Source organism: Balneola vulgaris DSM 17893 (genome assembly GCF_000375465.1).
In the GTDB taxonomy this organism is placed as follows: Bacteria; Bacteroidota; Rhodothermia; order Balneolales; family Balneolaceae; genus Balneola; species Balneola vulgaris.
In genome coordinates, this window is the sequence record NZ_AQXH01000001.1 from 1,359,182 (window position 1) to 1,386,171 (window position 26,990).

A 26,990-nucleotide genomic window follows, 5' to 3' on the forward strand; every position below is an offset into this window, starting at 1 on the left:
TGGCTTAAGGTCGACCTATTTAACTAAGGTCATCTTGCCTGAACCGATGAACACACTTTTATTCCCTTGCATCACCCGAACTCGGTATATGTATATCCCACTCGGTTGCTCTGCCAAATTCACATTTAACTGTTGGGTACCGGCACTTGCCCTACCTAACATGGACGCTACTCGCTGTCCATTTACATTGTAAATACTCACTCTGTATTCTGCACTTTCTTTTAAGCGAAGCTGGATAGTGGTAGAGGGGTTGAATGGATTGGGATAATTGCCGAGCAGTGAATAATCTGTTGGGCTTTGAAGTTCCTCCTCTTCATTGGAAGTAGCTACTTCATTAGCTCCTTGAGCAATCCACTGTCTGATTTTGGTGATTTCATCTGAACTTAATGTACCATTAGTCGGCATTTGACTACCATGTGTAGGGTTGGGTTCAATCTTATCAACGAGCGGACTTCCATCGGCATTTCCTGCTATAACAATTTTGATTCCGTATTGACTACCCGTGCTGTTCATAGTGGCGCTGTAACTTGATAGAGTTACTCCACTTGTTCCGCCATGGCATGAAGTACAGCTGTTATTAAAAATAGGCTGGATTTCACTGTTATAATCAATTTGAGCACTCGCTGAAATTGAAAAAAGGAAGAGTATTACCACTGAATAAAACAAAGATCTCATACCAAACTCCGATGGGTTAAGGGGATATAGAATCCTAAAATCTTTAACAATAAACAGCATATCTGCTTTATTTCAAAAGCAGATTAAGCACTTACTTTAAATTATTTCTAAGAATCTGAGCTGTATGCAATGCGTTTCTTTCTGTGCTATCACTAATCTGATGGCGACATGAAAAACCCGGGGCACAAACCTGACGATCTTTAGCTTTACGAATTGCCGGCGCAAGCCTTTGCTCTGCAATAGCTAACGATACTTCTTCATTCTCCTTTTCATATCCAAAGCTTCCGGCCATGCCGCAACATCCAGAATCAAGTTCCTGTACATCAAACCCGAGTTTAGTAAATAATAAATTCGTAGTACTTCTTTTACTCAAGGCCTTAGCATGGCAATGATCGTGTAAAGTAAGCTTTTGATTCCCCCCTCTAACTGGAACTCGTTCTATTTTACCTTCAATAAACTCTTCAAAAGTATAGGTGAGAGCTGCGATATTTTGCACCATGTCTAAATCGGTGTCTTCGCAAAGGTCTACATATTCATCTCGTATGGTGAGTATCTCTGAGGGCTCTAGCCCAATAATAGGCATGCCCTTTTCTGCCCAGGCATTCAGCTTTGGTAAGTTATGCTGCATAATCTTCTTGGCTTCTCTAACAAGTCCTCTTGACAAATGAGGCCGTCCTAATTCTTGAAAATCAGCAATCTGCACCCCATATCCCATCTTCGTGAGCACCTCAATAGCACTTACTGCTATATCTGGTTCGTGATATCTTGTAAACACATCCACTATAAGAACTACTTTTTCTTTCGCGGATGAATTTAAGTTCAAACTGGGTAATAACTTATGAAATGGTTTTTGCGCAAATGAAGGAAGCCTTCGTTTTGAAGAAAGCCCCACATACTCCTCGAGCAGTCCCTTAATCATATTCGAATGGATCAACCAATTGGAAAAGGAAGGTACTAGTGAAGCAATTCCATAAAATTTTGCGCTCTGCGTAAAGAATAAATCCTGTAAGCCAGTTCCTTTTTTGTCAATCCAACCCTGCATAAACTCTGCTTTCATCCGTGCCATATCCACATTGGCAGGACACTCACTTTTACACGCTTTGCAGCTTAAACAAAGGCTTAATGCATCCTTTAAATCTTCGGATTCAAACTGTTCGGGCTGCTCACCTGAAAACACATGACGAAAAATATTAGCTCGCCCTCTAGTACTGTCTTTTTCATCCGTTGTAGCCATATACGACGGGCACATCGTGCCTCCACTTTCCGAAAGTTTTCTACACACTCCAGCGCCGTTACACAAATCGATGGCATTAGCATACCCATCTTCCTTTCGCCATTTAAATTCCGTGTGTACAGGCGCAATTTTATATGAAGGTGAAAATCTTAAATCTGAATCAATGGGTTTAGGGTTCACGATTTTCCCTGGATTCAGAATATAATTTGGGTCCCAGAGTTCCTTCACTTGGCGTAATACTGGGATCATCTCTTTGCCTAAAACCTGTTCGATATATGGAGCTCTGGCCCTTCCATCGCCGTGCTCGCCTGATAATGAACCTTTGTATTTACCCACAAGATCGGCAATCTCGATGGCCATTTCTTTCATCTTCTCTACACCTTTTGAGGTAGAGGTATCAATCATAGGCCGTAGATGTAACTCCCCTACAGAAGCATGGGCATAGAACACACACTCGGTGTCATGTCTTTTTAATAGAGCTTCGAAGTCTTGGATATAATTGGGTAAATCTTCAACTCGAACCGCTGTATCTTCGCAAAAGGTTGGTGAGCGAGCTTCTTTACCTAGCCCCATAAGCAATCCCAAGCCCGCTTTACGAAGATCCCAAACTCTTTTCATTTCCTCACTCTTCTTCACGATAGGATAGGCGTACCCTAGTTTTCGCTCTTTAAGTAGCTGAACCAAAGTTTCACATTTCTCTTGAAGCTTAATTTCGGAATCGCCTTCAAACTGTATTATCAAAATAGCTTTGGGTTCACCATCTAAGAAAAACCTGTTCTGAACATGCTCGAGGTTTCCTTTTGTAGTGTCTAAGATGATATTATCTACGAGTTCCACCGCCGCCGGATCTAATTTTACCGCTTCTACAGTAGCCACCAAGGCATCATGCACTGATTCAAATTGTGGGATGACCATGCGTTGAAATTTATCCAGTTTAGACAAACCCACTTTTGCGGAAGCAGTGATAGCTAAAGTTCCTTCACTTCCACATAGCAACTCACAAAGATTAAATGGTCTTCCACCTTCTGTAAATGGAGCCATTTCCAATAATTTATCTAAAGCATAGCCTGTGTTACGTCGAATTATTTCTGGATGAGGGTAGATTTCCTTTATTAACGATTCATGCTTCTTAAGCAACGATATCATTCCTCTATAAATAGCGCCTTCTAAATTCTGAAGGGCCATTTTTTCTTCCAGCTCTGAAGACGATAACGCCTTAAAACAAACAACACTCCCATCGCTTAGTATGGCTTCAATTTCTTGAACATGCTCACGTGTTGTCTGATATTTAATTGAGAATGAACCAGAAGAGTTATTCCCAATCATCCCACCGATATTACAACGATTCGTAGTGGAAGTATCAGGACCAAATAAAAAGCCTAAAGGCGATAATTCACGGTTAAGAGTGTCGCGTATAACTCCCGGTTGTACTCGGGCAAACTGCTTTTCGCCATTGAGTTCTATAATGCCATTTAGGTGTCGTGAAGTATCTAGAATCACTCCACTGCCGGTTGCTTGCCCAGCTAAACTAGTACCCGCACCACGAGGAGTAATTGTCAATGCATTGGATTGCGCGTACTCAACAACTTGTTGAATATCTGAAATAGTTTTTGGGAAACTAACTCCATAAGGCAGTTCCTCATACATCGAGGCATCTGTAGCATAAAGCCTCCGATAAAGCGAATCCGTATTGATCAAAATAAAAAACTCCTTCTGTGAAATAATTCAAAAGGAGTTTGAGGGTATTTGGTATAAATATCAATGAAAAGATCGAAGGATTTTAATGCAAGCGAATAACTTCACCTGTACCAATACCTTCTACACTTTTAACAAAGCCATCAACCACACGGTGCATACTTACTGGAGTATGACCTGGGAAATAAGAGCCTAGGGCTTCGGCCGACTCTTCTACTAGTCCTGGGCTTACTACATTTATTCGAACTCCGTTATCAAGCTCTCGAGCTGTTGCCTTTACAAACGCATTAACTGCTCCATTCACTGTTGATAATGTTACGGAACCATGCACAGGATCATCAGCTAAAATACCCGTTATCAGTGTGAATGAGCCTTTTGGATTAATCCGTTTTTGGCCTTCCAATACTAAATTCACTTGCCCCATCATCTTACTTTTAATGCCCACATAGAAATCATCGTTGGCAAGTTCTTGAAGAGGCTTCATGGTAGCACTTCCGGCGGCTACAACTAGGGCATCGAATTCTCCTACTGCTTCATACATCTTTTGAATAGAGTCCACAGAGGTCATATCCATTTGGATATCGCCCGATTTCGACCCTACTCTAATCACTTCGTGGCGTTTTGAAAGTTCATCACTTACTGGTTTACCGATGGTACCTGAGGCACCTACAATAATTATCTTCATCATTTCTCCTACTTTGGTTTAAGACAAATATGAATGCTAATACTTCGATTTCCCAATAGTTATAGACGATCAAATCCTTTCGATCTATCTATCAATCAGTCAAACTAGAGAGCGAATGCTGACTTCACCTCACTAACAATCTCATCACCAATAGCTAATGCTGCTGTAGCGGCCGGGCTTGGAGCATTCAATACATGTACTTGACGGTCGGAGCTTTCAAAATAGAAATCATCTAAGATCTCACCATTTGGTTGAAGGGCCATCGCACGCACCCCTGAAGGAGCTACCTGCAAATGCTCTTCACGAACTTCTGGTATCAATTTCTGCAGACCTTTCACAAAAGCTTTCTTAGATAGCGATCGATGGTATTCATCTAAACCCATTCGCCAGTGCTTAAACGACAATTTCCAGAATCCAGGAAAATTGATCATTTCGATAGCTTCGTCCATATCGAAGGAAATCTTATCGTAGCCTTCTCTTTTAAATACCGGAACCGCATTCGGTCCGCATTCAATACCACCAAGTGCCATTCGAGTAAAGTGAACACCTAAGAAAGGGAAGTCTTTATGTGGAAGGGGGTAAATCAAGTGATTAACCAGGTATTCAGCGTCAGGTTTTAGCTCGTAGTACTCACCTTTGAAGGGCACAATTTGAATCGGTGATTTCACGCCGGCTGATTTAGCAACGTGGTCGCAGTATAACCCTGCACAGTTAATCAAATATTTTGCCGCTACATTGCCTTGGTTGGTGGCAATGTTCAAGCCTTCTTTATGCTGATGTATGTTGTTTACTGCATGCCCGAATCTCACTTCGCCATTGCCACTTTCAATGAGCTCACGAAGCTTTTCGCACATCCCTGCAAAATCAACGATGCCCGCACAAGGTACATGAATAGCTGCAATACCGTTTACATGAGGCTCTATTTCCTTTAAACGCTCCCCATCAATTTTAGCAATGCCTTCAATCTTATTTTCTAATCCTCTTTGATAGATGGCTTCTAAGCGCGGCAACTCTTCTTCATTTGTAGCAACAATTACTTTGCCACACACATCAATTTCTACTCCATGTTCATTACAAAACTCAACCAATTGATGTCGACCATCGAAGCAGTTTTTTGCTTTATAACTGCCTGGTTTATAATAGATGCCTGAGTGAATTACCCCAGAGTTTTTACCCGTTTGATGAGCCGCTACTCTGTCTTCTTTTTCAAGAACTAAAACCGATGCTTCAGGATAGGTTAAGGATAGTTTATATGCGGTAGAAAGCCCTACAATTCCGGCTCCTACAATTACAAAATCATGCTGTTTATTCTCCATGCTCAAAGATAGAAATCTATCACATAAAAAAAGCCCTACACTTTGTGCAGGGCTTAATTTTTAAGGGGTAAATCGATTAGTTACGATTTTCCCAGTTAATCTCATCAAGTGGACGTGAGATATATAATGGAACTCGGCCACCATCAAGCGAGGTATCGATTTGATTTAAGCGATTAAGCCGTCTCATATCAATCCAACGATGTCCTTCACCATACAGTGAATACTTACGCTGATATACGATTTCATCGATGAGGTCTGCTTCTGTAACCGGGCCAGCATAATCGCCTAATCCCCATGCATTACGAACTGCATTGATACCATCGAGGGCATCTAAGAAATTCGATTCACGAGCACTCGCTTCAGCATACATGAGCAGTAATTCTTCATTCCTGATAAATGGAATTGGAGAATCGTTTGAATTAAACAACTGTACTTGATGCATAAATTGATACGTAGACTCGCCTGTAAATACTACAGGATCGTTACGCTCAAAGAACTTAGAGATTCGACCATCACCTGCTGTAGTATCCGCAAGGATGTCTGGATGAACCATTAAAATTTGAGTACTTGCTTGGTTCGGAGTCCAGAACATTGGGTTGAATGTATCTGGTGGACCTTGGAATACATGGTAGCCACCAATATTCATAGAAGCTGGTGTAGCTGTAAAGTCTATGAATGAATCATCTAAGGCATCGAGTACTCCTTGCCAGTCTTCGGCATAGAGTGCCGCTCTTGCTGCAATCGCTCGGTTTAGTTCTGCCATTCCTGCTGCTGTTGCAAAACCATCAAATCCAGAGGATAAACCATCTGCAAAGTGCAAGCTTGTACCTGAATTCTGTAACTGAGCATAACCCTGATCTAGAATATCTCTGATGTCAGATAATGCATCATCATAACTTCTAAAAGGTCCAGGATTTAAGAAGTCGTCTACATCAATTCGAATAGAACCTGATGGACTACGGTCTCCTTGATCTCTGTATTGGGTTTGCAACGGTATTAGATATTGGAATCCTTTGATGGTATTCGCATATCCACGGTATCCGTTTTTCTCTGTATCCGAAATTGCATCCGTATTGTCTACGGCTGTTAAAATCAGATTTGCTTGTGCAATAGCGTTATATGGTGCTGTATAGGTTCTAAATATACCTGCAAAAAAGGTTGGATCGTTTTCTGCATTCGGGGTAGTCGTTTGAACCCATCTTCTCCAAAAGTTAGGATCTGAATTGAAGATAGCATACATCTCACGCCCAAATACACCTACTAATGCTTGGTAGTTTGATCCCGCATTCGCATAGGTTCTATGGCGTGATTCTAGACCTGTGGCCAAGTTTACTAACTGGCCGGCCGTAGCGCCGCTGGTAACGGCTTCAACAGTTGGGTTATTTGGATCCTGAACCTCATTGTAACTAAAGAAGTCACAGCCTGTGAAAACAAGCAGAGCTGCAAGAACCAAGGTCATTGTTATATTTCTCATAATATTAATTCCTTTATTCATTGTTCTCATCTTACAGGTCCAGTTTTACATGGAACAGAACACGTCGTGCACTCGGGTATGGAGTTACTGAAACAGAACTCAATACAGACTGACGTCCAAAGTTACTTACCTCCGGATCGTATCCGTCGTAATCACTTATCAATAATAAGTTGTTACCCGATACACCGAGTTTAATGCCTCGAACAGAGTCGCCAAATAAGCCTGTTAAGCTTGCTTTTGGAACGGTGTAGTACAGCGATGCTTCACGTAATTTGATGTAGCTTGCATCCTGAACAAACTGAGATGTGATGAATGGACCGCGATCAACTGTTTCAGTATCGCTCACAAAGTAATCATCGGTATTACCACCAGAGTCTCTTAGTAAGTTAGAAAGCTGAATGTTTTCTGCTCCCTGACTGAAGTGGAATAAGAAATCTAAGCTCCAATTTTTGTAAAGCTTTAATTCGTTTCCAATCGACATCTGGAAATCTGGCTGGAAGTCACCAAACTTAACGAGGTCACCATCTGCATTTTGGCCACCAATTGCTGTTGGCGATTCCCCTTCACGAAGTAATACACCACCCAATACCGGAGCACCAAAAGCTGTGTTATACTGATCTGGGATATTCAACTTGGTGATCTCAGAACTGTTGGTCCACCAGAAAATACGGGTCATCCAATCGATATCTACGTTACGAACCAGGTTCACATTCAAACCTAACTCAAGCCCTTTGTTTTCAAGCTCGGCAGCATTGGTTGCAACCGCTGTAATACCTGTAGAGTTTGAAGGCACTAAATCAAGAATCAAGTCTTCAACAGTCTTGTTATAGTAGGTAGCCTCGAAAGATACTTTCTGGTCTAGTACACTTAAATCGATACCAAACTCAATCTCTTTGGCTCTCTCAGGAACTAACTCAGGGTCAATAGCACGTGTACCTTGCACACCGCCTAAGTTACCACCAATATTCACACTATTAAGCGGACTAAAGGTTTGACCAAAGCTTGCTAAACCACCTGTTTCGCCATACGCAGCTCTTAACTTTAACTGATTGAATTCATCGTAATTCCAGAAATCGAAGTTCGTTAAGTTAAATGCTACCGATGCTTTTGGGTAGAAATACAATTCGTCTTGCTGAACATTCAACGTCGACTTATCCATTCTACCACCAATGGTCAGGATTGCTTTATCAGCCCAGTTGATTTCTTGCTGAGCAAAATATCCCACATCGGTTACCTCTTGGAATGCTTGCCCTAGTAGCTGAACATTCGCATTCTGAACATTAACCTGTCCTGGAGCTAATCCTTGGCCTCTTAAAGTCTCCACTTCTTGGTCTACTCTAAAACGTGAGTAACCCGCTTGCGAAGTCAAGAAGAATTCATTTTCACCTGATACAAGCGTTGTATTATATACTAAAGAAGCTTGAAGGTTTGTCTGGATAATATCTGTAGTGGTGTGAATCACATCACCGGGATCGGTAAGTGTACTCTGTGACTGCATGAATTCAGGGAAGTATACCATCGAATTCGAATTGATGATATCGAATCCACCATTCGCTCTAAGGGCTAATCTTGAAGCTCCCCATTCAGCTAAGTCTGCAGTAGCACCAAATGACTGAACCACACGACTTACCGCCTGAGTGTTTTCAGCTTTATCTCTTAAACGGAATGGGTTTTCAGAGAAGTAAGGGTTGTTGTTATACGTACCATCAGGGTTAACCAATAGGTTGTAGGCATAATTAGGAGTGAATGCCAATGTATACCCAAGTGAACCACCCGTTGCGTTTTGGTTACCCGTAAAGCTACGGTCGGTTACTGAACGCACAAAGTTAGTATTTGAGGTTACAATTACGCGATCACTAATATTATGCTCAACATTGGCTCGAACCGATTGACGTTCAAAACCACTGTTTTTTATAATCCCGTCTTCTTCTTTTAGGTTACCTGATAAGAAATAACGTGTTTTCGCTCCACCAGCTGATACACTCAACTGAGTGTTCTTCAATAATCCAGTTTCACCGTAAATCTCTTTTTCAAGATCACGAATTCTACCTGCATTGCTGGCATCATTATAGCGCTGAACTTCTAAGTCGCCACGTGCGCCTGTTCCCCAGAATGTTCTGATTTTAGCTTCATTCCATTCTGTTCTACCTAGTAAACGAACAGCATTAGTGAAACCAATATCCTGCTGAACGCTCACTTCCGTTTCACCCGTTTTACCTTTTTTAGTAGTGATAATGATTACACCTGCATTCGCACGCTGCCCATAAATGGCTGCTGCTGATGAACCTTTAAGCACTTCTATACTGGCAATGTCGTCTGGGTTTAAATCGGCTAAACGGTTGGCAACATCATCCTGACTCGAGCCACCTGCCCCACTAACAGAAGAACGACCGGTAGAAATTGCACTGTTGTTTACATACACCCCATCAATAATATAAAGTGGTTGAGAGGTACCTGCACCAAGCGTACTTACGCCACGTAACTGGATGTTAAATCCTCCACCAGGCGCACCCCCTTGGGATATGATATTCACTCCAGGGATTTTACCATATAGTGCATTGTCTATCGTTGAAGGGTCGTTATTACCTGCAATGTCCTCTGCATTAATGGAGGCTACTGAATTTGCAAGATTCGACCTTTTCACGGTGGAAGCTAAACCCGTAACAACCAACTCATCTAAATTGGCAACATCGGATTTCATGGCTACATCCATGGTAACGGTAGCGCCGTTGCTTCCTGATACATTAATATTTTGCGTAAGGTAACCTATGTAAGAAAACCTTAGCGTAGCGTCTCCTGAGGGAATATCGATGGTATATCTACCATCTAAATTAGTTGTCGTACCATTTCCTGTAGAAGGATCAAATACGGTAACACCTACCAGTATATCACCGGTAGCGTCGTCTGTAACAAGGCCCGTAACTTGATACTGGGCCATTGCTAACTGGCTGGTTAAGAGTATACCAAATAAAAAGGCACATACTCGTTTATAGTAACTGTGTCTCATATGTCTTGATTTAATTGATTGTTATAGCAATAAGCTGAGCCAACATTATTATATAAATTTTAACATTTATCAACCTTTTTTAACATCTGCGCTATTGCATTTCACTATTAGAGTAAATTGCTCTTTAATAATTACAAACTATTTAAATCAATTTGAGACAATGATTTATACTGGTTGCATAAAAAAAGCCCTGTGCTTTTACACACAGGGCTCCAGGAATGCTAACCGCCTACTTTAGTATTAGGTTAGATATACTACTATTCCATTTTTTTAATTGGAACCAACATAGTCTTCCCAATCAAGCTCTCCTTGAGGACGTGCAACTTGAGTAGGTACACGACCACCGTCTAATGAGGTATCGATATCATCCAGACGATCATATCTTCTCATATCTACCCATCGGTGACCTTCACCCCACAGTGAGTATCGACGTTGATTCAACATCTCATCGAGTAAAGCTGCTTGAGTAACTGCCCCTGAATAATCAGGTAATCCCCAAATGTTACGAATGGTATTTATAGCATCAACGGCATCCACTAAATCAGTACCCGTATTACGGTTGATTTTCGCTTCCGCATAAATAAGGATTAACTCCTCATTTCGGATAAATGGTACTGCATCCGTTTGTCCGTATCTACCTTCTTGGTAATCCGCAGATACGAGCGGTAGCTCTGATACTTCTGCTGGAGCTGTTCTTAGATCCAGTTTATCATCGATACGATCGTCGTTCGCCTCAGCGTCGTTCACCCAGTTTGGGCTTCCAACAATTACACGATCAGCGGCCGCATCCGGCACATAATAAAACGGGTTTGTTCTATCATCACCACCTGCATACACATGCGCTGGACCTGCCTTTAGTTCAGCTACGGTTGTTGCATTCAGATTCAAGAACGAATCATCTAAGGCAGTTAAAGCACCACCCCAGTCGCCTGCATATACCGCAAAACGAGCCGCAATAGCTCTATTCACTTCTTGCATGGTTGCTGGAGTATCAAAGTTTTCGAAGCCATCTGTTAATTCAAACACAAAGCTTGAACCCGCGTTACCTAATGAAGTATTCGCCTCATCAAGAATGGCACGAATTCTCGTTAATGCATCACTTTGCGATAGGAAATCACCGGGATTCAATGGATCACTGTAGTTTAAATCTACACGAATTCCATTCGTTCCCTGATGGTGCCATGGCCAGATAAGCTGATAGGCCTTAAGGGTATTGGCAAAACCAATTACACCACTTGCTTCTGCATCAGATAACTGATCGGTATTGTTAACCGCAGTAATTAAGAAGTCAGCTTGGCGAACGGCTCCATAAGGGCTTTCGTAAGCAGATCCATCACCGAAGAAAGTATGATTGTCTTCCGCATCAGGTGCAGGGTTTCCAGGTAACTGTAACCACTGGTCGAAAAAGTTAGGATCAGAAGTTCCGAAGTAATATAAATCACGCCCGAAAGCTCCGAATAACGTCCATACAGTATTATAGTTTCTGTTTTCAGCTTCCAAACCTGTTACCAAGTTTTGGATATCTGACTTGGTTGCATTCTGCAACACCGCATTTTCACTCGGACTATTTGGATCAGTCACGGCTGCGGGATCAATCAGATCACACGCCACAAAACTAAGTCCAAGTCCTGCAATAGCTAAATATTTGGTAAATTTTTTCATAGTATACATTCTTTAGAATTAGTTGATATCGAATTTCAAATGGAACAAGATCTTTCTTGAACTTGGATATGGGGTAATGTCTACTTGACGACCAATGTTTGATCTACCAAGCGCACTCACTTCAGGATCATACCCTCCATAATCTGATATCAATAATAAGTTTGTACCCGACACACCAACTTTGATACGGCTCAATGCACCGTTCAATTGGTCAGACAAGAATTCTTTAGGCACTGTATAGTACAACGACGCTTCTCTTAACTTGATGTAAGAACCATCATCTACGAAACGTGCGGTACCCGCTGGGCGCTGAACTCGAGTAGTTCCTTCGGTATAATAATCATCCGTGTTACCTCTACCATCAGATAATAAATCCGATAAGTTTGTTAACTCAGAGCCCTGACTCCAATGCACTAAGAAACTAGCACTGAAGTTTTGCAAGAAGTTGAAATCGTTTGAAAACGACATCTGGAAATCTGGCTGGTAGTTACCAAAGATTTTCTCTTCACCATTTTCATCAAAACCATAAATGGTTGTTGGTGAAACGCCCTCTTTGATCTTAGCAAAACCAAAACCCGTTGAGAAGGCACCATTGATATCTTCAGGTACTCTTAAGTCGGTAATTAGCGACTCATTCTTCCACCATAGAATGGAACTATTCCACACTAAGTTAGAATTATTCACTGGAATTAAATTAAGACCTAATTCAATACCCTCGTTTTCAAGATCAGCTGCATTTGTTGAAACACCACCTAGTCCTGTTGCTGGAGCAGGGTTTAGATTCAAGATTAAATCTTCAACCGTTTTCTTGTATACGGTTCCTTCAAATGAAATACGTCCATCCAAGAACGTTACATCTATACCATACTCAAGCTCTTTTGCACTTTCTGGCTTTAGGTTAGGATCAACTGTAGAACCACCTGCTGAAATACCAACAAAGCTTCCAATGTTCTCACTATTCGCACTCGTGAATATGTTTCCAAAGTTTGGAAGTCCACCAGTCTCACCATAAGCAACACGTAACTTCAACTGGCTGATGTCATTTACCGTCCAGAAGTCGAAATTGGTAAGGTTTGCAGCAACCGATGCTTTTGGATAGAAATAAAGCTCATCGTCATTTAAGTTTAGAGTAGAACGATCTAATCGACCCCCCACCGTTGCGATAACTTTATCATCCCAGTTGACTTCTTGCTGAGCAAAGTATCCAATATCTGCAATCTCAGTAAAGCCCTGAGAAGCCGTTACTTGTGCCGCATTTCCAACATTCGTTTGCCCTGGTAATAAACCACGACCTCGAATATTGTCTTGTGAAATCTTTTGGTCGTAACGAGAGAAACCAGCTTGAGTATTCAAGTAGTACGTTCCCATCTCAGACTGTAGCTCTGTGCTGTATGCTAATGAAGCTTGTAGATTTAAATTCAATACTTCACTAATTGAATGATACACATCACCAGGGAAGTCAGCGGCTGTTCTTTGGAACTGCATGTACTCAGGGAAATACACTATACCATCTGAAGCTAGATAATCTAATCCCCCACGTAAGCTAAATGCTAAACGATTTACACCGCTTGAGATAAGATCTGCATTTAATTCAACCGATTGGATGAAACGATTTACTTCTTGGTCGTTTCTAGCGTCATCGATAAGTCTAAATGGGTTTTCAGAGAAATATGGGTTGTCGTTATAGGTCCCATCCGCATTCTGCTTAAGGATATCGTAAGCGTAGTTCGGAGTAAATGCTAAGGTATAACCAATAGATCCACCCGTGTTATTCTGGTTTCCAGTAAATCCACGCTGTGAGTCAGTATTGATATACGAAGAACTAGTAGCTATACGCACATTTTTATTGATGCTATGATCAATATTCGCACGTAGGCTACGGCGCTGGAAGCCTGTTTCTTCAATAATACCTTGCTCATCGTTGTTAGATGCTGATATAAAGAAACGAGTTTTTTCATTACCACCAGATACACTAATCTGCGTGTTCATAATAGCACCTTGGTTGCCATATAACTCTTTCTCAAGATCAACGATATTACCATTAGATTTTGCAGTGTTATACCGCTGAACTTCTAGATCGCCACGAGCACCCGTTCCCCAGAAATCCCGAATACGAGCTTCATTCCATTCGGTACGACCTTGGAAACGTAATGCAGCACTAAAACCTACATCTTGTGATACAGAAATCTTAGTATCGCCAGCCTTACCTCTTTTCGTTTTGATGATTACTACACCTGCATTCGCACGCTGACCATAAATAGCCGCCGCTGATGATCCTTTAAGAATCTCAATGCTTTCAATATCATCAGGGTTTAAATCTGCAAGTCGGTTCGCTGAATCATCCTGCGACGAGCCACCGGCTCCACTTACACTTGATCTACCGTTTGAAATATTAGAGTTATTGATATACACTCCATCAACGATATAAAGTGGTTGAGATCCTGAAGCACCAAAAGTGGATACCCCACGCATCTGAACGTTGAAACCACCACCTGGCGCTCCACTATACGACTGTATTTGGACCCCAGGGATTTTACCCTGCATAGCTCCATCCAATGTAGGAGGGTCAGTTTTACCTGAAATATCTTCTGCGTTAATGGAAGAAACAGAGTTTGCTAGGTTGGAACGCTTCGTTGTTGAAGCCAAACCTGTAATCACTAACTCATCTAGATTTGCAACATCACTTTTTAACGTCACATTTAGAGTAACTTCTTCTCCAGCGTTTCCATCAACATCAATGTTCTGGGTTACATACCCAATGTAAGAGAAGCGCAAGGTAGTGGCTCCGTCAACTTCAATGGTATAAATACCATCAACATTAGTGGTTACACCACCTCCCGATGCTGGATCGAAAATGGTAACACCCACAAGTTCATCACCTGTGGCTTCATCTGTAACAACACCAGTAACTTGATACTGGGCCATCACTAAGTGACTTGAAAAAAGTAGTGCGAATAAAAATGCGCCTACCTTCGAATAGTAACTTTTTCTCATATGCCTTATTTGTTTTAGTATTAAAAAACAACGTCTTTTGACGTGTCGGCTATTAAATAATAATTAAGAATCAGTTTCACTATAAGCATGGTGTTAAGAGATGTAAACCTCTCTCTGAAATTTCTCCGAACTAATTGGTATCTTTATGGTGTTACATAAACGAACCTTAAACTCAATCAAGACTGTGCACAAAAAGCTCTTATTACCCATCCTAACTGTACTGCTATTTATAGCCTGTGGTGAAACCCGCGAAAACCCTCGCGAACTCAATAGCGAACTACTGAAAACAGGTGAAATCATTTACAACGCCACCTTTACTGATTTGGAAGGCAACACGGTTTCAGTAAAAGATTACAAGGGTAAAGTGATACTGGTTGACTTTTGGGAAACGTGGTGTGGCCCTTGTTTACAAGTATTCCCAGCTATGGATTCGTTGCGCAAAGAATATGGCGACGACTTCGAAGTATTTGCTGTGAATTTGCAAGATTCAGACACTCCCGAAGAAGTAAGAGCCTTTGCTGAAGAAAAAGGCTATGATTTTAACTTTTTATTAGACACTGAAGAAGTGGGTGCAAAAGTGATTACTTTTGGTATCCCCTTTAAAATATTCATCGATCCAGATGGATATTTGATAAAAGCTGAAGTAGGTAGTAGCGGTACAAAAGGCGATTACTTGAAGGCAAAAACCATTATTGAAGACAATAAACAATCCTAGAATCGACGATATAATTATTATGCAAGATGTAAAAGAGAAACCAGCTTATAAAGTAGCAGATATCTCATTGGCAAAATTTGGACGCCAAGAGATTGAACTAGCTGAAGCTGAAATGCCAGGTTTAATGGCATTAAGAGAAGAATACAAAGCCGAGCAACCACTGAAAGGTGCACGCATCGCCGGATGTCTTCACATGACTATCCAAACTGCCGTACTTATTGAAACATTAGTAGATTTAGGTGCCGATGTAACTTGGTCTTCATGTAATATCTACTCTACTCAAGACCACGCAGCAGCAGCTATTGCTGAAGCTGGCATTCCTGTTTACGCCTGGAAAGGTATGACTGAAGAAGAGTTTGATTGGTGTATTGAACAAACACTATTCTTCCCAGATGGCCAACCTCTAAATATGATTTTAGATGACGGTGGCGACTTAACCAACATGGTACTCGATCGCTACCCTGAGTTAGTAGATGGTATCAACGGAATTTCTGAAGAAACTACTACTGGTGTACTTCGCCTTATCGAGCGTGAGCGCAAAGGAACCCTAACTCTTCCTGCTATTAACGTAAACGACTCGGTTACAAAATCGAAATTTGATAACAAATACGGTTGTAAAGAATCAGCTGTAGATGCTATTCGTCGTGCTACCGATGTAATGATGGCTGGTAAAGTAGCTGTTGTTGCTGGTTACGGTGATGTAGGTAAAGGAACCGCAGCTTCACTACGTGGTGCTGGTGCTCGTGTAATTGTTACCGAAATCGATCCAATCTGTGCACTCCAAGCTGCTATGGATGGTTTCGAAGTTAAGAAAATGGATGACGCTGCACCTCGTGCCGATATCATTGTGACCGCTACGGGTAATAAAGACATCGTACAAGGCAAGCATTTCGAAATAATGAAAGACAAAGTGATTGTTGGAAACATCGGTCACTTCGACAACGAAATTGATGTTGCGTGGCTAAAAGAAAACTCCAAAGAAGAAAACATCAAACCACAGGTTGATATCTTCACGTTGAAGTCGGGTAAGCAAGTTGTACTACTATCTCAAGGACGTTTAATGAACCTTGGTAATGCAACGGGTCACCCATCTTTTGTGATGAGTAACAGCTTCACCAACCAAACTTTGGCACAGATTGCACTTTGGAACCGTCCAGAGGAATTTGAGCCAGGTGTTCACGTACTTCCAAAAAGTTTAGATGAAAAAGTAGCACGCTTACATTTATCTAAAATTGGTGTAGAGCTTGAAACCCTTACTGAAGACCAAGCGGAATACATTGGTGTTCCAATCACAGGTCCTTATAAGTCAGATCAGTACAGATACTAAGCATTTGCTTAGGTATACAATTTGTAAATAAAGAAAGCCCGCTCCTTCGAGTGGGCTTTTTTCATGAATTCTCTATTGTTTCGGGCTGCTAAAGTCCGTATCTTTGGAGCCTTTCAAATTATTGAAATATGCACCCGTAGCTCAACTGGATAGAGTACCTGACTACGAATCAGGCGGTTAGAGGTTCGAATCCTCTCGGGTGTACACCTAAATAAGCCCTTCGAAGCACTTTCACAGCTTCTGGGGCTTTTTTTATGCCCCTATGTGATGTGATATACTATTGCTCTCCTCTGTTTTCTCATTCATTTCAGATCTTTTAAGTTTGCAACTTAAAAGCCCTAGACGAGGAAGTCTCCTGACTTCCATCACTGGCCCCCTTCCTTGTTCCCAAGCTCCTGCTTGGGAACACATTCCAGAAGCTCCAGCTTCTATTAATTGCACTCCTAACCAGCATACAAACTAATATCAATCAAACCAGTCTCACCACGATAATTTCTTGCTGATGAATATCTCCAATGAATGGGATCATCCACATATCCTGCTTTTACTGGGAAATACAAAACCTCCCCGAAACCGATAGAGAATCTTTACTGCTTACCATTGACAATTTTATTAAAGCTACCAAGCTCAAAGCTATTCAGTAGTCACCAATAAAAAAAGACATCCTAATTTCTCAGAATGTCTTTTAGTTTTTCAATAACGTGCTTTACAATAGATGCGAGAGAATCAATTTTTTAATTTAGTAAAGTAACATACATCACCGATGTTAGGCTCTTCAAAATTCATCAGAGACCATCTTTGTATTATGGCTAGAATACTTTCGTTCTTTAAAATTTTCCAAGATTTAAAGAATGATTGATCTTCGTTATCTTTTAATAAATCTCCAATTAAAACATTATCTATTTCAAGCAACTCATTTATATACAAAAAAACCTTATAGACTAATGTTTCTTTAGAGTCTTCTGTATTATGTGCTTTTTTTATCATAGAATAAATGATCCAAAAACCTATATAGTCTATTTCTAAGTTTCTAACTATTTCATTTAATAATTCTGAATCTATATTCTTCATTGTTTAATTATCTATATATTTTAGTTCTTTGAAGTCCACACCATCAATATTTACATCAATAGTCGCAGAGGGCTTTACTTTTACCCTAGTTCCGTAGCTCCGCTGCGGAATATCTTAAGGAGCTCTGCTCCTTACTAATAATGAATATCATCTTAATCCATACAAGGTACATATTGGATCAGTCTCAAGTCCTTTATAAGCTCTTGCAGATGAGTATAGCCAGTGTTCTGGTTTTTCCACAAAGCCCGCTTTAACAGGATTATTGTGAATATATTCGATACAAGAAATAAGCTTTTTATCATTATTTATTTGAATGGGGTGTGAACCTTCTTGCCAAAATTGATATTGTGAAGACTCCTTAAAAGTAACCCGAAACAGCTTGATTCTATATAGAATATTTGATCTATTTCGAAATTCTAAAGAGTCTATGATTTTTCGAGCTGTGAAAGATTTTACCCTTCTTATCTTTTCTGCAATACTATTTGATTCAACAATCATATGTATATGATTATGCATAATGACATAGCTATAAAGTACAATCTCGAATTCAGCTGTCATAAATTTCAATGAATCAATAATCACTTTAGATAAAATAGGGTCATCAAAAATAGGCACCCCTCCCACCACTGTATATGTTATAAAGTATGGGTAATGATCTTCATGAAATTTAAACCTACTTCTTCCCATTAGTTTTTTATTAGGTAAGACTTCCATGATAGGTAGGTCCTTACAATATTTTTTACTCTTAGTAATCGGAGCAGAGCTCCGTCTAGGCATTACGGAGTGGAACTCCGTAACGAGATTGTGACACATGCCATTTAACCTCTTACAATTCTATACCCCTAGTTCCGTAGCACCGCTGGGGAACATTAAAAGGACTCCACTCCTGATTTTCTCACCAACTTTCTATCCATAAATCTTTCAAGTTTATAACTTGAAAGTACCAGCTTAGTAAGTCTCCTGACTTCCATCACTGACTCATTATATTGAAGCTTATTTTCATTCCCAACGTCGCTATGAATTTTGAATGGCATTGGCTAAATGTATAGAATTTAATCCTTACTGCTAGTTTTAAGTCACAGACTTAAAACATCTTTGGGGGTGCAAGATCGTAATTCCCTGCTACTCACTATTGACAATTTTATTAAGGCTACCAAGCTTAAGGCTATTCAGTAACCACCAAACAAAAAGCCCCGACAATTTGCCGAGGCTTTGGTTTCTTTACTTTTAATAGATTATCAATTTCAGATAGAATCTTTTTCTAACTCGTTCAATAAAGAATCCATCATCGGTTTCATTTCTTTCAACGACGTATCTGCTTCTATTAACTTACGCAGAGAATCAACCGATATAAAAACTCTTTATTACACTATCTGCATCCATTTTAGACAAAATAGAGTCCTGAGAAGTAGATAAAGTACCTGTATCAGGATGGCTCTTATTTGCCTCATTGGAACAACCGTTCAATGAAATAAGTCCAAAAAAGAATAAAATAATACAGTATATCCTATTTGCTGTAAATCGCATTTCTGAGTCTGTATGTTATTAATTCTATTTCTGCTATCTCATCTACAAAATGTAATCATAACTCTGTGTAGTATAAGTATGTACCATAAATGATTATAAAAGAAAAATTGATTACAAGTGTCCAATATAAAAATGGAACTTCCTTTTTCGTAGCAATAATACCAGATTTTACTCCATAAGCAGGTGTCTTACCTGTTATTAACATTATTAACAGGATTATCAATGATACTATTATTGTAATTGGGACTGGATTAATCATTTTCTCTTTCTTCTAAGGTTTTTCTATAGCTAATAGACATTATCAAATTATCAAAAATAGATTGATGCTCTTTATAATATGCCTTTGCGGCTTCTCTTCCCCCCCCCGATCTTTTAAGTTTGCAACTTAAAAGCCCTAGACTAGGAAGTCTCCTGACTTCCATCACTGGCTCATTATATTGAAGCTTATTTTCATTCCCAACGTCGCTATGAATTTTGAAAGACATTGGCTAAATGTATAGAATTTAACCCTTAATGCAAGACACAGTCTTACGGTACTGCTAGTTAAAAGTCACAGACTTAAAACATCTTTAGATCAAAAATTCTCGCCCACTCATCCTCCTTAATATGTCAATCCATATCGATTCACTCTTTTTACATCATTTTAATCTTCGCATATTGCCGGAACCACGAATACTTTCTATTTGATGGGTTCATATATACTAACTAATGGAGTTTAGGACATGGCATTTTTCAAACAATTGAAATTATTTCTTTTAGGGGTTTTATTTTTTAGCAGCACTCAAGTAATCGCTCAAAATAATGAAGTTTTAGTGCTCACAAACGCACACGTTATTGATGGAGTTTCGGAGGGGGTTCGGCCCAATCAAACAATCGTTATTAAAAATGGCACCATCACTTCTATCTCATCTTCCAAAGGGGATATTCCTGCAGGCAGTAAAGTGATTGATTTGGAAGGGCACTTTGTGCTTCCGGGCTTATTAGATGCCCACGCCCACGTTAGTAGCTTTGAGGCCGCTGAACGTGCATTATTTTACGGCACTACAACCATTCGTAGCGCTAGCGTTGGTTCCTACGCCGATGTAGCCCTCCAAAAACTTGCTCTTGAAAGTGACTGGGTTGGCCCTGAAATCATCCCTACTGGTGTATTCGTGCAACCTAAATTAGGATCAAGTATTCTAGCTGATACCGAACTAGCTGAGCTTTATGATGGAGTAACCACAGAACAAGCGCTAAAAAAACTTGTTCAAGTAAATGCTGAAAATGGAGTGCAGTGGATTAAAACCCGTAGTGCAGAACGCGCAGGAACGCCTACAACCGATCCACGAAAACAAGTGTACACCGAACAACAATTACGCTGGATTGTTGAAGAAGCAGCTAAATATGATATCCCTGTGATGTCGCATGCTCATGGCTCGGTAATAGACGCGGTTAGAGCTGGTGTAAAGAGTATAGAACACGGCACCTATGCAAGCGACGAAGCCCTTAAGCTCATGGCTGAAAAAGGAACCTACTTAGTACCTACCTATTCTACCGTTGAGGACCTAACCATTCCTGGTGGCGATTACGACCACCCTGTTACAACCATTCGTGGGAACTATATGCTCCCAAAAATGGCTGAAACCGTTAAGAAAGCCATTGCCTATGGAGTTCCTCTGGGGGCGAGTACCGATTCAGGATATGGCCCTGAAAGTTTAACACGCGTTCCTACGGAAGTGATCAACTTTGTGAAGCTAGGTTTAACCCCAATGCAAGCTATCCGAACTGCTACTATCGATAACGCCAAATTATTCGGTATCGAGAATAGAACAGGATCCATCGAAGTGGGTAAAGAAGCCGATATCATTGTTACCTACGACAACCCCCTGGAAGATATCCGTGCTCTACAGGATGTTATTGTAGTAATAACCAATGGTAAAATTGGATTGAACAGACTTCCTTTTGGTAAAGAATGATCTTCATTTATCTATAGTGGATATAGCCCTCTTTGGAGGGCTTTTTTTATGTCTTTTCAATTTTCACTGATAGCTAAGTCCCAAAAACTTTATCAATAAAATCTATGGACTTCCACATCTACAATGCATTGATATGATCTAAAAAGTGTGTACCATTAATCAATGTCGTAAGGAGAATACTCACCAAGACATGGGTCAGGGTTTCGCCAAAACGGGCGAGAGAACATGGCCAAAACTCCTTTATTGGAACACTACCATGGCTAACAAATTTAAGCAGCCAGCTCAAGCTCAAACCAAATCTTCCGCTAAAAACGCAGCGCCACAGAAGAAAGTTGGTCAAGCTAAAAAAGGTGGAAAGAAATAATTTTTCTGCTAACAAGCGGAAAGAGCTCACCCCTTAATGCAGAGCCGTTTCATAAAAAAGAGACGGCTTTTTTGTTTTTATGCATATTGTGATTGCTTGAATTCAATCCTTGAATTCTACCGTTCATCTAGTACCTTCTAAGAAATAATATTTCTGTGATGTACACCCCTTCTTCTTTTAAAGAAACTGCCCCTAAGGTTCTCTTAGAGTTTATCCAAGCTCATAACTTTGGCACACTTTTTAGCCAATCACATGGAGTTCCAGAAGCTACTCATTTACCGTTTATGGTAAATTTTGAAGAGCATACGCTTACCACCCATATGGCACGGGCTAATAAGCATTGGAGAAATCTCGAAGATGTACAACAAATACTATGCGTATTTCAGGGACCTCACAGCTATATCACCCCTGCTTGGTATAAAGATCGAGTAACCGTTCCAACTTGGAATTATGCTTCCGTGCATGTGTATGGTACCCCTGTATTGATTCATGATTCAAAGGAATTACGTTCCATAGTAACTGAGCTAACTGAACACCATGAATCTATGGTGGATACCGATTGGTCGCTAGAAGAGGGGGAACCCACCATGGAAACCGATTTAAAAGCCATTGTAGGTATTCAGATCAACATTACGGATCTACAAGGCACTTTTAAATTCAATCAAAATCGTAGTAAAGAAGATCAACAAGGGGTTATTGATCATTTAGAAAAAGGCGGGGAAAAGGAAGTTTCTTGTATCATGAGAAGGAATCTTAAAGGCGAGTAAGCTCTGATATTTTCTTTTTGAGTTCCACCGGATTAAATGGTTTGGTTACATACGCATCCATCCCTACTTCCTGCACTTGATCTTTCACTTCCTTAAGTGCGGCGGCTGTAAGTGCGACGATTGGAATCTTCCTTTTCTTTTCATCCTCAAAAGCTCGGATTCTCTCTGTTGTTTCAAATCCATTAAGTTCAGGCATTTGAAGATCCATTAAAATAATGTCGTATTCGTTAGATTCTAACTCAGCGATTACTTCGTGGCCATCGTTTACCACCGTAGTAATAATTTCCCAACGCTCTAGGAATCGTGTCATTACTTTTTGGTTCACGGGATTATCTTCAGCTAAGAGTACTCGTGTCCCTTTCAGCTTCACAAACTCATCGAGGATAACACCTGCTTCAATTTTTTCTTTAGCAGTTCCTTTAGGAAAAAGTAGCTGAACCGAGAATGTACTTCCTTTACCTATCTCACTTTCTACAAATATCCGTCCCCCTTGTAATTCGGTGAGTTGCTTACTGATGGAAAGCCCTAAGCCCGTACCCCCGAATAGGCGTGTTGTAGTTGTATTTGCTTGTGTGAAACTTTCAAACACAGAATCTAAGCGATCTTCCTCAATTCCTATGCCTGTGTCTATAACCTTGAACTCAATTTTGACTTCATCATCGGTTTCTTCCAATGCCTTCACATTGATTTTTACCGAGCCTTTTTCTGTGAACTTGAGTGCATTACTCACCAAGTTATTTAAGATCTGAGTAAGCCGAGCAGGATCGCCAATAAGCGTATTTGGCATTTCATCTTCAATCTCTGTCTTTAACTCAATACGTTTATTCGTAGCCGTTACTTTGAATGTCTCTGAGATGGTGCTTACTAATTGTTGGAGCTCAAATTCCGTTTGCTCGAATTCAATTTTACCCGCATCTATTTTTGAGAAGTCGAGAATGTCGTTGATAAGCGCTAATAAAGTACGACCAGAAAAATCTAATATATTTATCGACTCGAGCTGATCTTCTCGTGGATCATCTTCTTTTAACAAATGCGTCATCCCTAAAATCGCATTCATCGGTGTTCGAATTTCATGGCTCATGGTAGCTAAGAAATCCGATTTAGCTCGAGCACTTTTCTCTAGCTCTAAACTCGTAACCTCTAATTGGTCGATATACGTTTGAAGCTCATCCTGCTTATGACTTAACTGCTTGTTTAGGTCTTGCTCTTTTTCAAGCAGCTTTTTAGTGGCCTGTTCAGCTTTTTCTTTCGATTCAGAGAAGGTGTTAAAAATGATCCATGTTGTAATGAATGAAGCGGTTAACACACTCCATCGAATTACATCCACATTGTCTTCACTTAAAATAATACTATCGATGGATATGAAATCAATCACGAAGAATGATATCACCGATATCATAATAGAGATGTTTCTCAGATGGATGTACTTATAATCGAATAAAAGTATGGCCAGCCCCATAGTAGGGATAAAGAAAAACTGCACATATACTTCCCCTTCAAAAATGGAACTTAGAAGTACAATCGACACATCCACATAGAGGATGAGAATGAACTTAGCGGTGTTTTCGAAGCCAGATTTGGCCAGAATAGGTATTAAAAGGAAGGCGATTACTTGGGATACAAAAAACCAAGAAACAGAAATAGACTCATCAAACGCAAATGCAATCAGGAACATTAAGCTCACAAATGCACATGAGTATGAAACCCATTTTAGAATTCTATTGGATACTCCTTCTACTAATAGCTGATCGGAATCAATCGGAGTCTCCTTGCTTGCCACCTCCGAAAGTCCGGTAAACGAAAAATTATTTGCCATACCTTAAATTATAGGGTGAAGTACGGCAATTATTTCATAGCGTTCAAGAGTTTTTCAATTTAGATTTATACGCCATGGCATAAATTTTCATTTGTTTAACCATACTTGCTAATCCATTAGCGCGTGTAGGCGATAAATGTTGAGCCATGCCAATCTTTCCGATGAAGTCGGGGTTTACCCTTAAAATGTCGTCTGGGCTTTGATTGGTGTACAAACGAACCACCAACGATACTAATCCTTTTGTGATCGCCGCGTCACTATCGGCTTTAAATTGGATGGTGTCTCCATTTAATGAAGCGGTTAACCATACTTGGCTTTGGCAACCCTTCACTAAATTGCTTTCAACCCTGTCTTCTTCAGGCAGTGGCTCTAGTTTATTCCCATGTTTAATGATGTATTTGTACCGCTCGGTCCAATCATCAAACAATTCAAATTCTTTTATAATCCGTTCTTGTACGTCTTCAATATTCATAGGTGAAAGATAGGAAATGAAATTGGGAATGCATGAAAAAAGGCCCTTTTAAGGGCCTTAATTTCAAACTTTATTTTATGGAATACCCAAAGCTAAACTTCAAGTTCCACTAAGCCCACAGAGCGTACGGCTATCACTTCTTTTTCATCCGCATCCCAAATTGGGCGAAATGATTGGACTATCGATATCTCATTACCATCAGCATCTAGATATTGAATTTTTTCTGAGCTCATAGTGCCTAAAAAAGCTTTATCTAAACCAGCCTTAGTGATTGCTGAAGCATCGGATGTTAATACATCGTGTAAACCTTGATCCAGCACTTTTTCTACGGGGTGGCCCACAATATCTTGAAATGAATCGGAAGCATAGGCTACAAATATACTGCCGTTATCATGTTTTTTAAATTTCAGCGTAAACTCTTCTTTGGTTGAGAGTAAGCTTTCTAAGCTTTTTGTCTTTTCCCGAAGGGTATCGATTACTTTATTCCGTAGTGAGATATTATCAAAGTGAATGCGGATAACCGTATCGTCGCTACTTACAAACCACCGAACTCCTGCCTCAAGCAATAACTCTTCCCCATTATTCTTTTTGAATACCCAATTGTAGGTATCTTCCATGGTTTGCTCAGTACTAAAATCTTCGAGCAAGCTTTTCACTTGTTGTTGGTCGTCTTTGCCCACTAAATCCCAAATCTTAAGACTCTTCAGTTCGTCAGTTTCGTGACCAAGCATCTCTCTAAACGACTTATTACTCGCAATGATATTGCCTTGCACATCTAAATCAACAAAAGTTCTTTTCGACTCTTCAATTAACTGTTCGAAATCGATGTTAGCATCAAATAGCATCTTGCTCGATTCTTGGCGATCAGTGATATCTCTTTGGTACGAAACCCAATGAGTGATCTCGCCTTGTGCATTCGTTAATGGATGGATATCCCACTGGTTTACAAATTCAGATCCATCTTTCTTGTAGTTCACTGTGTGGCCAAAAAATGCTTGGCCTTCAATCAATCGTTGCTTTAAGCGATCTAATACATGGCGATCGGTTTTCTCACCTTGAAGAATTCGAGGGGTTTTACCTAATACCTCTTCTCGCTCATATCCTGTCATTTTCGTGAAACCATCGTTTACATATACAATACGGGGTCCTGGCTTTTCCAACTCTAGCTCGGTGATTAGAATAGAATCGTAATCATCAATAATTGCTCTCTCTAGTAAATTTAAATGCTTATTTGCTTTTTCGTACCTACTCATAATTTCTGAGTAGATTTCTTCTAGCTTTGATAACGAGGCTTCGTCTTTACTGCATTTCTTTAGTTGTTCTAAAATCTGTTGATCTAACCTAGCCATTAAACTCCAGTGGTTCTTGATTATTTATTCAGCCTATAACTCATCCGATCCTGTCATCATTCCATTTTAAAATAGATTATAACAAAATCTAATACTATCTTGATAGTAGGTTGAAAATCATCTTAAATATATTGAAAAAATTCATTCTACTACCCGTTCTACTTATTTCCCTAACAAGCTGTAAGATAAATCGTTCAGCCCCGAATCCATATAAACCTGAAATGGTTACCATAAAAGGTGGCAAATTCATTTTTGGTGATTTTTATGATGGCACTAATACAGATGCAATCCCTATACATACTGTTAAAGTAGAGTCCTTTAAGATGGGCAAATATGAAGTAACCTACCAACAATTTGATCATTTTGCTGAAAAAACAGGTCGTAAGCTCCCAAAATCAAAGCGAAAAGATCGTGGGCAACGGGCTGTTTCTTATATAACTTGGGATGATGCTTTAGCCTTTTGCCAGTATTATGGGTTTAGACTTCCAACTGAAACTGAATGGGAGTATGCAGCGAGATCTGGAGGTAAAAATGAGCTTTTTGCGGGTGTTTTAGAGAAGGAAAAAGTATACACCGTGGCTTTAACGAAAGATGAACGGGTTACCGCTTCCCAACCTGTGGGTTTACGGAAGCCCAATGGTCTAGGCTTGTACGATATGAGCGGAAATGTTTTTGAATGGATTGGGGATTACTATCAATTCTATGCGAACCCTTTCAATACTCATGATATGGATAAAGATGCTGTGCGAATTATTAGAGGGGGCAGTTATTACGAACGGCGAATTACTGCACGTACTTACTGGAGAGTAGGTACTTTAAGAGATGTAACTTCAGAGGATATTGGTTTTCGCTGTGCTGCCGATTTATAAAGTATGGATATAAAAA

Annotated in this window: 19 protein-coding genes and 1 tRNA gene; 6 read left to right on the plus strand and 14 right to left on the minus strand. The window is 40.1% G+C overall.

What is annotated here, in order from left to right:
- Positions 1 to 15 precede the first annotated feature (15 nt).
- The 8 genes from B155_RS13725 to B155_RS0105840 all read right to left on the minus strand — a co-directional run bounded on the left by B155_RS13725 (position 16) and on the right by B155_RS0105840 (position 14,742).
- Positions 16 to 675, minus strand: coding sequence for a T9SS type A sorting domain-containing protein (locus B155_RS13725; RefSeq protein WP_157464737.1), 660 nt, complete (start codon positions 673 to 675; stop codon positions 16 to 18).
- A 91-nt stretch (positions 676 to 766) separates the two neighbouring features.
- Positions 767 to 3,607, minus strand: a complete 2,841-nt coding sequence (locus B155_RS0105810) for an FAD-binding and (Fe-S)-binding domain-containing protein (protein ID WP_240386251.1) — start codon at positions 3,605 to 3,607, stop codon at positions 767 to 769.
- A gap of 82 nt (positions 3,608 to 3,689) precedes the next feature.
- Positions 3,690 to 4,292, minus strand: coding sequence for a short chain dehydrogenase (locus B155_RS0105815; protein WP_018127310.1), 603 nt, complete (start codon positions 4,290 to 4,292; stop codon positions 3,690 to 3,692).
- A 101-nt stretch (positions 4,293 to 4,393) separates the two neighbouring features.
- On the minus strand, positions 4,394 to 5,605 hold the full coding sequence (gene lhgO / locus B155_RS0105820; protein WP_018127311.1) for an L-2-hydroxyglutarate oxidase: 1,212 nt from the start codon (positions 5,603 to 5,605) through the stop codon (positions 4,394 to 4,396).
- 76 nt (positions 5,606 to 5,681) lie between these two features.
- Positions 5,682 to 7,079, minus strand: coding sequence for a RagB/SusD family nutrient uptake outer membrane protein (locus B155_RS0105825; RefSeq protein ID WP_169331277.1), 1,398 nt, complete (start codon positions 7,077 to 7,079; stop codon positions 5,682 to 5,684).
- A 31-nt stretch (positions 7,080 to 7,110) separates the two neighbouring features.
- Positions 7,111 to 10,086, minus strand: coding sequence for a SusC/RagA family TonB-linked outer membrane protein (locus B155_RS0105830; RefSeq protein ID WP_026167225.1), 2,976 nt, complete (start codon positions 10,084 to 10,086; stop codon positions 7,111 to 7,113).
- A gap of 270 nt (positions 10,087 to 10,356) precedes the next feature.
- Positions 10,357 to 11,748 carry a RagB/SusD family nutrient uptake outer membrane protein gene (locus B155_RS0105835; RefSeq protein ID WP_026167226.1) on the minus strand — a complete coding sequence of 464 codons (1,392 nt, stop codon included), beginning with the start codon at positions 11,746 to 11,748 and terminating at the stop codon, positions 10,357 to 10,359.
- Positions 11,749 to 11,766: 18 nt separating this feature from the next.
- Complete coding sequence (locus tag B155_RS0105840) at positions 11,767 to 14,742, minus strand: SusC/RagA family TonB-linked outer membrane protein (protein WP_018127315.1); 2,976 nt, start codon at positions 14,740 to 14,742, stop codon at positions 11,767 to 11,769.
- A 184-nt stretch (positions 14,743 to 14,926) separates the two neighbouring features.
- Between B155_RS0105840 and B155_RS0105845 the strand changes: the two genes are divergently transcribed.
- The 3 genes from B155_RS0105845 to B155_RS0105855 all read left to right on the plus strand — a co-directional run bounded on the left by B155_RS0105845 (position 14,927) and on the right by B155_RS0105855 (position 16,988).
- On the plus strand, positions 14,927 to 15,457 hold the full coding sequence (locus B155_RS0105845; RefSeq protein ID WP_240386252.1) for a TlpA family protein disulfide reductase: 531 nt from the start codon (positions 14,927 to 14,929) through the stop codon (positions 15,455 to 15,457).
- Positions 15,458 to 15,476: 19 nt separating this feature from the next.
- A complete protein-coding gene (ahcY, locus tag B155_RS0105850; protein ID WP_018127317.1) occupies positions 15,477 to 16,784 on the plus strand; it encodes an adenosylhomocysteinase in 1,308 nt (435 codons plus the stop codon).
- A gap of 130 nt (positions 16,785 to 16,914) precedes the next feature.
- Positions 16,915 to 16,988 (plus strand) — tRNA-Arg (locus tag B155_RS0105855).
- A 522-nt stretch (positions 16,989 to 17,510) separates the two neighbouring features.
- Here the strand turns inward: B155_RS0105855 and B155_RS0105860 are convergent.
- The 3 genes from B155_RS0105860 to B155_RS0105880 form a co-directional block, all read right to left on the minus strand.
- A complete protein-coding gene (locus tag B155_RS0105860) occupies positions 17,511 to 17,855 on the minus strand; it encodes a hypothetical protein (RefSeq protein ID WP_018127318.1) in 345 nt (114 codons plus the stop codon).
- Between the two features lie 147 nt (positions 17,856 to 18,002).
- Positions 18,003 to 18,569, minus strand: coding sequence for an REP-associated tyrosine transposase (locus tag B155_RS0105865; RefSeq protein WP_169331278.1), 567 nt, complete (start codon positions 18,567 to 18,569; stop codon positions 18,003 to 18,005).
- A 1,064-nt stretch (positions 18,570 to 19,633) separates the two neighbouring features.
- Positions 19,634 to 19,867: a hypothetical protein gene (locus B155_RS0105880; RefSeq protein ID WP_018127322.1), complete on the minus strand. Its 234-nt coding sequence runs from the start codon at positions 19,865 to 19,867 to the stop codon at positions 19,634 to 19,636.
- 237 nt (positions 19,868 to 20,104) lie between these two features.
- Between B155_RS0105880 and B155_RS0105885 the strand changes: the two genes are divergently transcribed.
- Both B155_RS0105885 and B155_RS0105895 read left to right on the plus strand, forming a co-directional pair.
- Positions 20,105 to 21,337, plus strand: coding sequence for an amidohydrolase family protein (locus B155_RS0105885; RefSeq protein ID WP_018127323.1), 1,233 nt, complete (start codon positions 20,105 to 20,107; stop codon positions 21,335 to 21,337).
- Between the two features lie 522 nt (positions 21,338 to 21,859).
- Positions 21,860 to 22,468, plus strand: a complete 609-nt coding sequence (locus B155_RS0105895; RefSeq protein WP_018127325.1) for an FMN-binding negative transcriptional regulator — start codon at positions 21,860 to 21,862, stop codon at positions 22,466 to 22,468.
- Here the strand turns inward: B155_RS0105895 and B155_RS0105900 are convergent.
- The 3 genes from B155_RS0105900 to B155_RS0105910 form a co-directional block, all read right to left on the minus strand.
- Positions 22,455 to 24,284, minus strand: a complete 1,830-nt coding sequence (locus B155_RS0105900; RefSeq protein WP_018127326.1) for an ATP-binding protein — start codon at positions 24,282 to 24,284, stop codon at positions 22,455 to 22,457. The two genes, B155_RS0105895 and B155_RS0105900, sit on opposite strands and share 14 nt — an antisense overlap.
- A 43-nt stretch (positions 24,285 to 24,327) precedes the next feature.
- The gene (locus tag B155_RS0105905; RefSeq protein WP_018127327.1) at positions 24,328 to 24,756 is read right to left on the minus strand and encodes a SufE family protein; all 429 of its coding nucleotides are present in this window, start codon (positions 24,754 to 24,756) and stop codon (positions 24,328 to 24,330) included.
- A gap of 92 nt (positions 24,757 to 24,848) precedes the next feature.
- On the minus strand, positions 24,849 to 26,105 hold the full coding sequence (locus B155_RS0105910; protein ID WP_018127328.1) for a PAS domain-containing protein: 1,257 nt from the start codon (positions 26,103 to 26,105) through the stop codon (positions 24,849 to 24,851).
- A 131-nt stretch (positions 26,106 to 26,236) separates the two neighbouring features.
- Here B155_RS0105910 and B155_RS0105915 point away from each other — a divergent pair, with 131 nt between their 5' ends.
- Positions 26,237 to 26,974 (plus strand): formylglycine-generating enzyme family protein, encoded by a 738-nt coding sequence (locus B155_RS0105915; RefSeq protein WP_157464740.1) that lies wholly within the window; start codon positions 26,237 to 26,239, stop codon positions 26,972 to 26,974.
- The last annotated feature ends 16 nt before the right edge of the window (positions 26,975 to 26,990 follow it).